Annotated in this window: 9 protein-coding genes; 3 read left to right on the top strand and 6 right to left on the bottom strand. The window is 55.7% G+C overall.

The features are described from left to right. Positions 1-12: 12 nt before the first annotated feature. From FA91_RS17385 to ygeW, 3 genes are all read right to left on the bottom strand, one after another. On the bottom strand, positions 13-1,230 hold the full coding sequence (locus tag FA91_RS17385) for a YgeY family selenium metabolism-linked hydrolase (protein WP_034917762.1): 1,218 nt from the start codon (positions 1,228-1,230) through the stop codon (positions 13-15). 13 nt (positions 1,231-1,243) lie between these two features. Next, positions 1,244-2,449, bottom strand: coding sequence for a diaminopropionate ammonia-lyase (gene dpaL, locus FA91_RS17380; RefSeq protein ID WP_034917760.1), 1,206 nt, complete (start codon positions 2,447-2,449; stop codon positions 1,244-1,246). A 70-nt stretch (positions 2,450-2,519) separates the two neighbouring features. Continuing rightward, positions 2,520-3,710 (bottom strand): knotted carbamoyltransferase YgeW, encoded by a 1,191-nt coding sequence (gene ygeW / locus FA91_RS17375; protein ID WP_034917757.1) that lies wholly within the window; start codon positions 3,708-3,710, stop codon positions 2,520-2,522. A 356-nt stretch (positions 3,711-4,066) separates the two neighbouring features. Here ygeW and FA91_RS17370 point away from each other — a divergent pair, with 356 nt between their 5' ends. Then, entirely contained in the window at positions 4,067-5,845 is a 1,779-nt protein-coding gene (locus tag FA91_RS17370; protein ID WP_231566781.1) for a sigma 54-interacting transcriptional regulator, read from the top strand. Here the strand turns inward: FA91_RS17370 and FA91_RS17365 are convergent. From FA91_RS17365 to FA91_RS17355, 3 genes are read right to left on the bottom strand one after another with little or no spacing between them, the layout of a single operon-like run. Beyond that, positions 5,842-6,411 carry a CTP--molybdopterin cytidylyltransferase gene (locus tag FA91_RS17365; protein WP_034917754.1) on the bottom strand — a complete coding sequence of 190 codons (570 nt, stop codon included), beginning with the start codon at positions 6,409-6,411 and terminating at the stop codon, positions 5,842-5,844. The genes FA91_RS17370 and FA91_RS17365 overlap by 4 nt on opposite strands. 33 nt (positions 6,412-6,444) lie before the next feature. Then, positions 6,445-6,906 carry a (2Fe-2S)-binding protein gene (locus tag FA91_RS17360; RefSeq protein ID WP_034917751.1) on the bottom strand — a complete coding sequence of 154 codons (462 nt, stop codon included), beginning with the start codon at positions 6,904-6,906 and terminating at the stop codon, positions 6,445-6,447. A 9-nt stretch (positions 6,907-6,915) separates the two neighbouring features. Further along, positions 6,916-10,137: a molybdopterin cofactor-binding domain-containing protein gene (locus tag FA91_RS17355; protein ID WP_034917749.1), complete on the bottom strand. Its 3,222-nt coding sequence runs from the start codon at positions 10,135-10,137 to the stop codon at positions 6,916-6,918. A 357-nt stretch (positions 10,138-10,494) separates the two neighbouring features. On the opposite strand from FA91_RS17355, the gene FA91_RS17350 reads away from it, so the two are divergent. Both FA91_RS17350 and FA91_RS17345 read left to right on the top strand, forming a co-directional pair. Further along, positions 10,495-12,423, top strand: coding sequence for an FAD-dependent oxidoreductase (locus FA91_RS17350; protein ID WP_034917747.1), 1,929 nt, complete (start codon positions 10,495-10,497; stop codon positions 12,421-12,423). Beyond that, a complete protein-coding gene (locus FA91_RS17345) occupies positions 12,420-12,935 on the top strand; it encodes a 4Fe-4S dicluster domain-containing protein (RefSeq protein ID WP_034917745.1) in 516 nt (171 codons plus the stop codon). Before FA91_RS17350 ends, FA91_RS17345 begins: the two co-directional genes overlap by 4 nt. Positions 12,936-12,937: the final 2 nt, after the last annotated feature.

The following is a 12,937-nucleotide window of genomic DNA, read 5'->3' as shown; positions in this document are numbered from 1 at the left end:
CAACAAAAGCCGCTATCTCTTCAACTGCTGTAGCCAGGCGAGCGGCGTGGCTGCATACATTGCCGCACAGGTGACCAGGTGAGACTTCCAGGTTTTTTCATTGGGCGCGTGGGCTTCCGGCTCTTTACCGGGGCCAAAACCAATGACCGGAATACCGTGGCGCCCCATGATGGAGACGCCGTTAGTGGAGAAGGTCCACTTATCCACAACGGGCTCTTTGTTAAATAATCCGCGATAGGCTTCGCTGAGCGTAGTAACGGTGATGTGGTCTGGCTCCACTTTCCAGGTAGGGAAGTAGCATTCGGTGGGGTAAACCAGCCCGGTCCAGGAGGCGCGCTCGTAGTTGTAGAGCGAGACCTCCGCGTTGGCCGCTTTCACCGCTGGCAGCGCGCGGATCTCCTCCAGGGCGCTCTCCCAGGTTTCTCCCCAGGTCAGACGGCGGTCAATGGAGACGGCGCAGCTATCCGCAACGGCGCAGCGGCTTGGAGAGGTAAAGAAAATTTCTGATACGGTGAGCGTACCTTTACCAAGAAATTCATCATGACCAAGCTGGCCCGCCAGTGACTGCAAATCCAGAAGTACCGGCGCCATTTTGAAAATAGCGTTGTCGCCGCGTTCAGGGGCCGAGCCGTGACAGCTTACGCCCTGAACCTCAACCCGGATCTCCATACGACCGCGCTGCCCACGGTATATCTGACAATCGGTAGGCTCAGTGCTGATGACAAATTCCGGACGGATCTTTAGCTGTTCAATAATGTACTGCCAGCAGAGCCCGTCGCAGTCCTCCTCCTGTACCGTACCGGTGACCAGCAGCGTATAGTCATCTTCCAGCTTGAGATCTTTAATGATTTTTGCCGCGTAGACCATCGCGGCCATGCCGCCCTCCTGATCGGATGAACCACGACCGCCGATCACCTCGTCGTCTTCCATTCCCTCATAAGGGTCGAAGTGCCAGTTCTTCAGGTTGCCGACGCCGACGGTATCAATGTGTGCGTCCATCGCCAGCAGGCGAGAACCGTGGCCGACGTAGCCCAGAATATTGCCCATAGGATCAATCTCGACCTTGTCAAAGCCGACCTTAATCATCTCTTCGCGAATGCGCTTGATAACGCGCTCTTCATCGCAGCTTTCGCCGGGTATGGCGATCATATCGCGCAGGAAGCGCGTCATATCTGGCTGGTATTTTTTTGCCAGTTTGAGGATGTCCTCATAGGGAATGGGTGTAGACATGTTGTCGCTCCTGTTAACGGTTGACGGTTATTCCATTTTTTCCTTCCCACACCACCTCGCGGTAATGACCGGGGTCGGTATCGCCTTCGGTGCTGATGAGCAAAATACGTGAGGATGACGTGAGCCTGAGTTCTTTCATCAGCGCATCGCGCTGCGGGTGATGCTGGATCGCGGCAAGGATGCCCATGCCTACCGCGCCCGACTCGCCGGAAACAATGCGCGGGTCGCTACCCACCGGGTTACCCAATACGCGCATGCCCAGTGCGGCCACAGCGTCTTCGCAGGAAATAAAGTGCCGGGAGAGATCGCGCAGCAGCGGCCAGCCGAGCGGATTAGGTTCGCCGCAGGCCAGACCGGCCATGATGGTGTCCATCTCGCCGCTTACGGCCACAATCGTGTTCTGCTGCGCTGAGCGAAACAGGCAATCTGCTTTGTCCGGCTCAACGATGACGGCATGCAGCGCTTCAATGCCATAGATGTCGCTGAGACAGCCCAGCACCCCGGCAGCCATCGCGCCGACCCCTGCCTGGAGAAATACGTGGGTGGGAGGGTCAATATTCATTGCTGCTATCTGCTCGACGGCTTCGTCAGCCAGCGTGGCATAGCCCTGCATGATCCAGCACGGCACCTCCGTGTAGCCCTCCCAGGCGGTGTCCTGCACAACGCTCCAACCCTTCTCCCGGGCGGTTTTCATGGTCAGGCGCACCGTATCGTCGTAGTTCATGTCGGTGACGATGCACTCCGCTCCCAAATCGGTGATGTGGCTAACGCGCGCGGGAGAAGATCCTTTCGGCATATAGATCACGGCATGCTGGCCCAGTTCGCGGGCCGCCCAGGCGACGCCGCGACCGTGGTTGCCATCGGTGGTGGTGGCAAAGGTCATCGGTTTTTCATTGCGCTGACGAAAAGCAGAAAAAGAAAAGGTATTGATATCAATGTCGTAGTCTTTACACAGCAGACGAGCGATAGCCCAGGCGCCACCCAGCATTTTAAAGGCGTTAAGATCAAAGCGCTGCGATTCATCTTTTACCAGCACTTCCTTCACGCCCAGCATCCGTGCGAAGTCAGGCAGTCGGCGCAGCGGCGTAGGCTGGTAACCCGGCAGCTTGCGGTGAAAATTCCTTGCTTCCTTTGCGCGTTGCCGGTTGAACGTATCGTATTTGGTTGGCGTGAAATGCCCATTCGCAACGATCTGCATTTTTAATGAAAATTGTGACATGGCGTGCCCTTCTTCAATGGAGGAGACAATCAGATCGAGTCATGTGTGGCGACCCGCGTCGCCATTCCAGTCAATATTTAATGCGTGGCTGCGCGACGTTCAGACGGTGCTGCAACGCCTGGGCTGGATCAGTGAATTTACGCGCGACGATCATGGCGGCGATGATCCAGGGTTTCCAGCTGGCTTCTTTATAGGTAGGGATGCGATAACGCTCGAAGACGCTGGCTTCAACTTCGCCCGCTTCGCAGGAGACGCCGGTGATGTCGGCTGGCAGACAGTGCATATAGAGCGCATTGCCGCCGCGAGTGCGTTTCATTAACTCTTCCGTGCAGTGCCAGTTTTTATGGCCTGCATTCTGTTGCAGACAGCGCTGCTCCAGCACTTGCAAACCGACGCTGTCATGACTCCTCAGCAGATCGGTACGCTGCTGCATGACCTGCCACGGCGCCCAGGACTTGGGATAAACGATGTCCGCATCCAGGAAGGCCTCTTCCATGCTGCTGACCTGTCGGAATTTTCCGCCGGATACGGTCGCGTTGTTACGCGCGACCTCCAGCACGTCCGGGATCAGGTCATAACCTTCCGGGTGCGCCAGCGTAACCTCCATGCCAAAGCGGGTCATCAGACCGATAATGCCCTGTGGAACGGAAAGGGGTTTACCGTAGCTGGGCGAATAGGCCCAGGTCATGGCGATTTTCTTGCCCTTCAGGTTTTCCAACCCCCCAAAGTGCTCCTTCAGCCATGCCAGATCGGCCATTGATTGCGTCGGATGATCGATATCGCACTGTAAGTTGACCAGCGCAGGACGCTGCGGCAGCACGCCTTGTGCAAAGCCGTCGTCCAGCGCGCTACCCACTTCGCGCATATAAGCGTTGCCGGCACCGAGGTACATATCGTCGCGGATGCCGATGGCATCTGCGCAAAAGGAGATCATGTTGGCGGTTTCGCGTACGGTTTCGCCATGGGCGATTTGTGATTTGCCCTCATCCAGATCCTGCTGCGTCAGCCCCAATAGATTGAGCGCCGAGGCATAAGAAAAGCGCGTGCGGGTAGAATTATCGCGAAAGAGAGAAATGCCTAAACCATTATTAAACAGCTGCGTATCGATATTTTTTTCCCGCAGGGTTTTCAATGCAGCGGCAATATCCAACACCTGTTCTAACTCATCGCGAGATTGCTCCCACGTCAGCAAAAAGTCTTTATTAGCCAGATCTGATTTTCTCTGGCCAATGGCATGCAAAAGCGCATTAAGGTTTTCCATTTCGAGGCGGTCCTTGTGACAGAAAAATTAACCCATGCAGAGCTGACGGGCCGACGGGCCTCAGATGCCGGGAAAGGCAGTATCGGAGGGATATAATCAACTTTTGTGCCAATCCGCTTTTGCATAATGCTTAATGTGATCCGCTTTCGAAAAATGCATTGATGATCCTCTAAAAACAGGGTTATTAGTGTTTCATCACTTTTATAAAGAGGTAAATAACGATATTTTGCGGGATGCAAAATGGCGGGACGGCCATACGGCGCGACGAAATAAATAACTCAAAATGAGAAAGCTCGGCGCTATTCTCAAAATGATAAATATCGCGCCAAAAAAACTGCAAGGAAAGGAGGATCGTTATGGAAGAGACTATCGGCACGCCCTCGACAATAATGTCCATTCAGACCACTATTCTGAATTTCTGTCATCTGCTGGCGCAGGTATTACAACTGGAAGTTGAAGTTGTCGATCATAAACTGTTGCGTATCGCAGGCACCGGGCCATATGGCAACCGTTTTGGCCAGACCCCGGAAAGCAACACGCTTCTACTCAGAAATGTTATTGAACAGCAAAAAGAGATCCTGATTGCCGACTCGCGGTTCAATTCTCTTTGTCAGGGCTGCAACCAGCGTGGTGCCTGCAAGGAACGCGCTTTTTTGGGCGTGCCCATCGTCGGCAACCAGCGCTGCTATGGCGTGGTAAGCCTGATTGCCGTTAATGACGATCAGCATCGCCGCCTTGTCGAAAATGCTGAAAACTATATGCAGTATATTCGCTACGTTTCTAATCTGATGGTATCTCAGTTATCAAGCTTGCGGCAAAATGAAAGTGAGAGCGATGCTGTGCTAACGTCGCTGCTTACATCTATGGATCAGGGCGTTATTCTGCTGGATCGTGACGATCGCGTGCAGAAGGTTAACGAGCGCGCGCTTCAGCATTTTTATCTTCACCCGTCGGGGCTGGCGCCGGGCACCGCCGTTACGATAGAACCGCTTACCCGCGGCAAGGGCTATACGCAGCACGTTGTCTCGTTCCTCAACCAGCAATTTTTACTGATTGGTCAGCTACAGCGTATCGGCAGGCAAACGCTTTTTGTACTCGCGTTTCATCAAAACGCCTCATCGGCCCCGGTTGAAACAACGCGACAGGACCCGCTCTTTATCGATCGCGTTATCGGGCAATCAGCGGCAATGAAAAAGGTTAAGCAGCTTATGGCAAGGATCGCCTCCAGTCCTTCCAGCGTGCTGATACTTGGTGAAAGTGGTACGGGTAAAGAGGTGGTTGCGCGCGCCATTCACCGCTTCAGCAGCCGTCATGACAAGCCTTTCGTCGCGATTAACTGCGCAGCGATACCGGAAAACCTGCTGGAAAGCGAACTGTTTGGTTATGTGAAGGGAGCGTTTACCGGTGCCGCGCCAGGAGGTAAGGCTGGCCTGATCCAGTCTGCGCACGGTGGTACGCTGTTTTTAGATGAAATTGGCGATATGCCGCTGAGTTTGCAGGCGCGATTACTGCGCGCTATTGAAAGTCGCGAAGTGATGCCGGTGGGCGCCAGTCGTGCGGTGCCGGTGGACATTCGCATTATCTCTGCCACGCATCAAAATCTGGGCAATTACATTACAGAGGGGCGCTTCAGAGAAGATCTCTACTATCGGTTGAACGTTATTCCCCTCCTGCTACCGCCACTGCGCGATCGTGAAGGCGATCTGGAATTGCTTCTGCACTACTTTATTAATCTGCATTCTCAACGTATCGGCTGTGCCTATCCTGGCATCAGTAAAGAAGTCATGAGGTTACTCCTGCGCCACCGCTGGCCGGGAAACGTGCGCGAGCTGAGTAATCTGGTTGAATATCTGGTAAATATTGTTCCGGACGGCGAGATGATCGACAGCGCGCTGCTTCCGCCAGTTTTTCACCTTATCCCCCCGGTGAAATCTTCACCGACACTTCATGCCACGCAGGCTGAAATATCTGATAGCGAAGACACGAATGTTACGATGGCCGATTTTAAATCTATGGAGAAAACGCTGATTAAAGAGGCGTTGGAGCATACCCGCGATAAATCGTTAATCGCCGACCAGTTAGGGATCGGCGTGGCGACGCTTTACCGCAAAATTAAAAAATATGGACTCGACTAGCTTAGCAGCCCGTGCAGTTGTTGATACTGCTCCGGTGTGTCGAGATCCCAGTGAATGCTTTTACTGGTTACCTGCACGTCCTGGCATCCGTGATGCAGCATTAGCTGACGCAGGTTACTTTCTGGCGGCGCGGCGAGGATTGTCGGAGCCAGCGCCGGCGGCAGCAAAACAGGATGGCCTTTACCACTGTCGCAGACCGGACGCTGGCAGCGTATGGCGTTGGGCCTCCACAGGGCTGCGTATACATTGGGGTCAACGGCGGGCATATCGCCCGGCACGATAAAAAAAGGTTCCTCTGAGCACAGCGCCGCCACGCCGCGCTGCACTGATGAAAACATTCCCGCTCGGTAAGAGGCATTAAAGCACAGCGCAATCTGTGGATGCTGACGGTAGCGCTGATGCAGCTCATCAGCGCGATGCCCCGTGACTAAAATGACCCGATCGCAGAAGCTGAGCGCGCCACCCAGCGCGCTGTCGAGCACGGTGCCCGTTCCCCATGGAAGCAACATTTTCCATGTTCCCATTCGTTGGGAAAGACCTGCGGCCAGCATGATGCACTCTTTCATCTGTCTGCTCCCTGCCTTTTTACGTCCGGTTTATCAGGGCGTTTTTAACACCGCTTTAATGGATTTAATGATGGGGTGATAACCGGTACAACGGCAGAGGTTGCCTTCCAGCGCCTCGTAGATTGCTGCGTCATCGGGATGCGGATTGCTGTCGAGCAGCGCTTTGGTGCTCATCAGCACACCCGGCGTACAGAAGCCGCACTGAACACCGCCGTGACGAATAAAAGCTTGCTGAAGCTTTCTGCCCTGTTCGCTGAACGCCAGCGCTTCTATGGTGGTGATCTCGGCGCCGTCACACTGCGCCGCCAGCAACAGGCAGGCACAGACGGATTTTCCATCAACAATCACGGTGCAGGCACCGCATTCGCCCACTGAACATCCTTCTTTAGTTCCGGTCAAACGGAGGTCTTCCCGTAAAAAATCCAGCAGCCGACGATTATCGTCTACCTCTTTTTCCACCCGAATGCCGTTTACTGTAAGTTTGATACTGTTCATGACCTTTCCTTATCTGCCCTGGCTGTTTTTTACGTCGTCCAACATCTGGCGCAGCATGTCTTTCGCCACCGGAATTTTATAAGCCGCCGACCAGCGGTTGCCGATTGTCTTCTCAAGCAGCATTTCCAGCTCGGTTATGCCCGCGAGGATCAAGACGTCGTCAAGCTTCCTGCCCGTCAGCGCTTTTTCAACCGTAATCAGCCGTTGCGGTTTATTCATTAATGCGCCATCCACCAGGCGACACCAGATCAAAATACCGTTGGGGTTAATCAGGAACTGGCCGGTAAAGCTCTGGCGGGTGATGTTAAGCGCATTGCGACGGCCTAATTGCAGATAGCGCTGTTGCATCCCAGGCCCATCGTTTTTTAACGGCGGCAGGATCACGGCGGTAAGCAGTTCGCCCTTCTCCAGGCAGGTTTTATAGGCAGAAGTCATAAATCCGGCGAGCGGAAGGCGCCGCGTTCCCCGCAGGCTTTGCAGTTCTACTTCCGCATCATAGATAATGAGCGGCGGCACTGAATCCGCGCAGGGCGCCGCATTAACAATATTGCCGCCAAGGGTGGCGCGATTTCGCAACTGAAGTGAACCGATTGTTTTGCACGCCTCCACCAACAGCGGATAGCGTTCAGTCACCAGCGGATGCGCCGTCAGATCGCTGAAGCAGACGCCAGCGCCAATCGTCAGTTCCTCATTGCACAGCTCAATACGTTTGAGCATGTGCAACCCGGAGATATCGACCAGCGGCACGGGCGCGTTTTTCATGCGCGCCTGCACCAGCACGTCGGTGCCGCCCGCCACGGGCTGCGCGTCCGCTTCCGCTAGCAGGCGTAGCGCGTCATCCACGTTCTCAGGGCGCAGCAGCGTAAGCGTATTAAGGCGCAGCACCTGTTTTTTATCCGCTGATTCCGCCAGCAGCTCACTCTGTCGTACCGGTTTTTTCAGCGCATAGCCAAGACGAACCTGCTCAAGCGTCAGCGGAAGAGTGTAGTTTCTGCGGTTCAGGGCAAAACTGACCGCGTTGTTCAGCGCCGCGCCGCCCAGCTCCAGTACCGGCTCACCGATGACCTTGGCACCGAACGGCCCCGCTTTGTCGTGGTTTTCTACCGCGACGATGTCAATTTCCGGCACATCTTTGATGGTGGGCAGCAGATAGGTGTCGAAATTTTCTGATTTCACCTCACCCTGTTCGATATTGAACTCTTCCAGCATGCCGTAGCCGACCAGCCCCTGAACAATTCCGCCATAAACCTGGCCCTCAAAGCCCACCTTATTAATCACCTTGCCGACGTCATGCACCGCCGTAACCTTGTTGATAGTGATTTTTCCGGTACGGGTATCCACCGCGATATCAGCGATCTGGCAGGCGTAGACCCAGGTAAAGTAAGGACTGCCGCAGCCTTTTTCTTCATCCCAGTGAATATCGGGTGCGACGTGCCAGCCGTAGGCTGAAAGGTTGGCGCCGGTGGCTTTGGTGAGATCGACAACCTGCTGGAAGTCGAGCCGTTTCCATGGGGAGTGACGGTTAAACACTTTGCCATTTTCCCACACCAGATCGTCCGGGCTCTCCGCTGCAAGCGTTTTCATAATCGCGTTCGCCATGCGCTGCTTAATTTTATTTGCCGCGCTGAGGACTGCCTGGCCGCCCATTAACGTACCGCGCGAGGCCACCGTTGAACCGCCATCGGCGATCATGGCCGTTGCCGGCTCGCTGAAGGTGATGCGATCGAGACCGAGGCCAAAAGCCTCGGCGGCAATGATCGACATGGTGGTTTGCAGCCCCTGTCCATTTTCTGAGACGGAGGTGGAGATGTTAATACTGCCATCGGCATTAACCTGCATCAGGGCAGAGGAGGCATCCAGCCCCTCAGCGCCCAGCGAGCAGCCGCGATGACTGACGGCCAGGCCGATGCCATATTTAACCGGCCCGGCCTGACGATTAAGCTCGCGGTAGCGTTTTCTTTTCTCAACAAAGTCGCTTTTCGCGAGCGCTTTTTCGAGCACCTCCTGCGCGGAAACGCGATGCTCGCTCAGGCGCTGCCCCGCCATGCTGATATCGTCCTGATGCAGAATATTGCGCAGCCTTAGCTCTACGGGCGACATGCCCAGTTTCTCCGCCACCTCGTCCATTAGTGACTCATTCGCGAAAATTACCTGCGGCGCGCCAAAGCCACGGTAGGCCGAGGTGTAATTGTTATTGGTATAGACGCCGGTAACGTCAATGCGCACGTTGGGAATATTGTAAGGGCCGGCAGCCTGCACCGAACTGCGCCAGGTGACAAATACCGTCTGACCGGCGTAGCTGCCGCCATCCGCTATGACATTAATTTTCATTGCCTGAATACGGCCGTGATCGTCCAGGCCAATTTTGTAACGCATCAGATAAGGGTGGCGCTTATAGCTTTCGCGCATCGACTGTTCGCGATTGTAGGACATTTTTATTGGGCGACCGGTCAACTGAGCAAGCAGCGCAGCACGGCAGGCAAGGTGATCGATAATATCATCCTTGCCGCCGAAGGAGCCGCCGAGTATTGAACGCTTTACATTCACTTTTGACTGCGGCAGATCGAGATATTTCGCCACCATACCGCGCAGACGGTGCGCATTTTGAATGGAGCCATAAAGGGTGAGGATCTGTTGATCGTCATCGATACAGGCGGTAATCGACTCCGGCTCAATATAGCCATGCTCCTGGAAACCGACCTCATACTCACGTTCAAATATATGGCTGGAGGCGGCAAAACCCGCTTCGATATCGCCCTTGACGGTGTGATGATGGTTAATGATGTTGTCTTCGCGATTGCTATGGATCAACCGCGCACCGGGACTCATCGCCTCTGTCACTGAGGTTATGGGCGTCCAGGGGCGATAGGTGACGCGAATAGTTTCCGCCGCCAGGCAGGCAGCCTCATAGGTTTCGGCGGCGATCACGGCAATAACGTCGCCGCGAAACGCGATCTCCCGGTCGATGATTGGCGGGTAGTCGGCGGTGACTACGCCGATGTGCTTCTGACCGGGAATATCTTTCCAGGTCGCAATACGTACCACGCCGGGTACTTTCTCTGCGTCGGCGATGTCCAGCGTTTCGATCTCGCCCGCAGCGATATCAGCATAGCGGCAGACGCCGTAAAGCATGTTTTTGAAGACGAGATCGTCGCCGTAGATTGCAGCGCCTTTCACCTTTGCCAGCCCGTCAACGCGAGGTACTTCTGTGCCCGCCAAAAGCGTTTTCATAGCGCCTTGCTCCCTTCAGGTAAATTTCAGGCGAATGCCTGTCCTTACTTCAGGATTAGCAAGGGCTGTGCCAGAGCCGCAGAATAGCGCGCAGGGTACGTCTGGCGGGCGTTGTCGCCGGGCAGACAACCATTTTTCTCTCGTGTCGCCGGATAATTTTTCAATTTGAGCGGTGACTTTCTCAAAGTGAGAAAAATGCGTTTCAATGTCGCATCACATCAGTGGCTTGCCGCCGGTAATGGGCCGCTTCTGCGAGTTTACTCACAGAACCCGCTTATTTATGGCGATCCGCGCAGGATTGTCCTCCTTTTTGCATAGCGAACGACTGGCAATGTCGTGCAAAAGAAAGGGATAACAATGAACCACTTTATTATTGCTGACTCAGAGGCGTGCATTGGCTGCCATGTTTGCGAGGTGGCCTGTGCACTTTCTCATCATCAGGAGCGCTGGCCGGAAAAGCGCTCGGATTTCCGGCCGCGCATTCATCTGATCGCGCAGAATGAGACCCTGATACCTTCAACCTGTCGTCAGTGTAATGATGCGCCCTGCGTAAAAAGTTGTCCGACCGACGCGCTGGTATTTACCGACAACAGCATACAAATCAGGGAAGAAAGATGTATCGGCTGCAAAAACTGCCTGCTCGCCTGTCCGTTTGGCGCGATTGAACCCTCCGCTGAGGCGACGACGGTGATTAAATGCGATCTTTGCCGTCACAGCGCCAGCGGGCAGCCCGCCTGCGTGGCGAGTTGCCCGACTCAGGCATTGCAGGTGATGGACGATAGCGCGCTGACGCGCCTGCGGCTTGGTCGTCAGCGCGCCAGCGCGAAACCGAAAAAGACACTGCCCCCGCGCCGCCCGGCAGTGCTTACGAAGCCAGCGCGTATCGGCGCGCAAAAAGTAGCCGCCGACCTGCGTAAAACGAACTTCAAAGAAATTTACCCGGTGCTTGCTCCTGAACAGGCACGTTATGAAGCCGCGCGCTGCCTTTACTGCGCACAGAAAGCCTGGTGCGGCTGGACCTGCCCGCTGCATAACGGCATTCCTGATTTCGTTCGTCTCGCTGGCGAAGGACGTCTTATCGACGCCGCCCGTCTCTCTCATCAAACCAGCAGCCTGCCTGAAATATGCGGGCGGGTTTGTCCGCAGGATCGGCTATGCGAAGGCGCCTGTACCCTGAACGGGGAGGGCGGTGCGGTCACCATCGGTAATATTGAGCGCTACATCACCGATGCCGCGCTGGCACAAGGCTGGCGGCCGGATCTCAGCGAGGTTAAACCGCGCCCTGAAAAGGTTGCCGTTATCGGTGCCGGTCCGGCGGGCCTTGGCTGTGCCGACATTCTGGTGCGTCAGGGCGTGAGCGTAGAGGTGTTCGATCGTTACCCGGAGATCGGCGGGCTGCTTACCTTTGGTATCCCCTCTTTTAAGCTGGAAAAACAGCTGATGATTAACCGACGCGACATTTTCAGCGAGATGGGTATCCGGTTTCATCTTAACTGCGAGGTGGGGCGCGACATCGCTTTTAGCGAACTGCTGAAAGCGTACGATGCCGTCTTCCTTGGCGTTGGCACCTACGGACTTATGCGAGCTGGCCTTGAGCATGAAGAGGCGCCCGGCGTGCTACAGGCCTTGCCTTATCTGATTGCCAATACGCGCCGGGTGATGGGGATCGGGGACGACCCTGAGGCACCCTATATTTCGCTAACCGGTAAACGCGTCGTCGTGCTGGGCGGCGGCGATACCGCCATGGACTGCCTGCGCACCGCCGTGCGACAGCAGGCAAGCGAGGTGATTTGCGCCTATCGACGTGATGAAAAAAGCATGCCGGGCTCGAAAAAAGAGGTGACTAACGCCCGTGAAGAGGGCGTGGAATTTATGTTTAACGTGTTGCCGCAGTATATCGAACTGAATGATGACGGCGTATTAAGCGGTATCGGCCTGGTACGTACCGCGCCCGGCCAGCCCGGCAGCGATGGCAGACGTCGCCCTGAACCGCTGGCCGGTTCGGCGTTCGTGCTTAAAGCGGACGCGCTGATCATGGCATTTGGTTTTCAACCCCATGCCATGCCGTGGTTGAGCGGACACGGCGTTGATTTCGATCGCTGGGGGCTGATAAAAACCGGCGGCGCAGGGCGTACGCCAACGCAGACGGCAAATCCGAAGGTCTTTGCCGCCGGGGATGCGGTGCACGGCGCCGATCTGGTGGTTACCGCGATGGCGGAAGGACGCCGTGCCGCCAGGGAGATGATCATGATGTTTAACAACAGCATTCAGGAGCAGGGAGCATGAATAACTTCATTGTTGCCACCGCAGAACGCTGCATTGGCTGCCACACCTGTGAAGTCGCCTGTGCGGTCATCCACGCCGGGACAATCGCGGTGAGCGACGCGGACTATTTCCCGCGCCTCCGGGTCATCCGGGAAGGGGCAGTCAGCGCGCCCGTGATGTGTCGTCAATGTGAACGAGCGCCCTGTATCGCCGCCTGCCCGGTTGACGCGCTGCGGCAGGGCGAAAACGGCATTGAGGCGCTGAACGCGCGCTGCATTGATTGCAAAAGCTGCATGGTCGCCTGCCCGTTCGGTGCCATTGAGATTGTCAGACGCGTGGCCGACGCCGAAAAAAGGGAGGCGCGTTTGATTGCAAAATGCGACCTCTGCGCCGCCAGCGACGACGGCCCCGCCTGCGTTCGCGTCTGTCCTACCGAGGCGCTGGCGCTGGTCACGCCAGCCGCCCTGGATGCACAACAGCGAAAACGGCAGCAGCAAGTCGCGCAGAAAATGGCCGGTGTGAGCACGTTATAAAG

This window comes from Erwinia sp. 9145 (assembly GCF_000745075.1).
In the GTDB taxonomy this organism is placed as follows: Bacteria; Pseudomonadota; Gammaproteobacteria; order Enterobacterales; family Enterobacteriaceae; genus Erwinia; species Erwinia oleae.
This window is presented reverse-complemented; position numbering and strand designations above follow the sequence as displayed.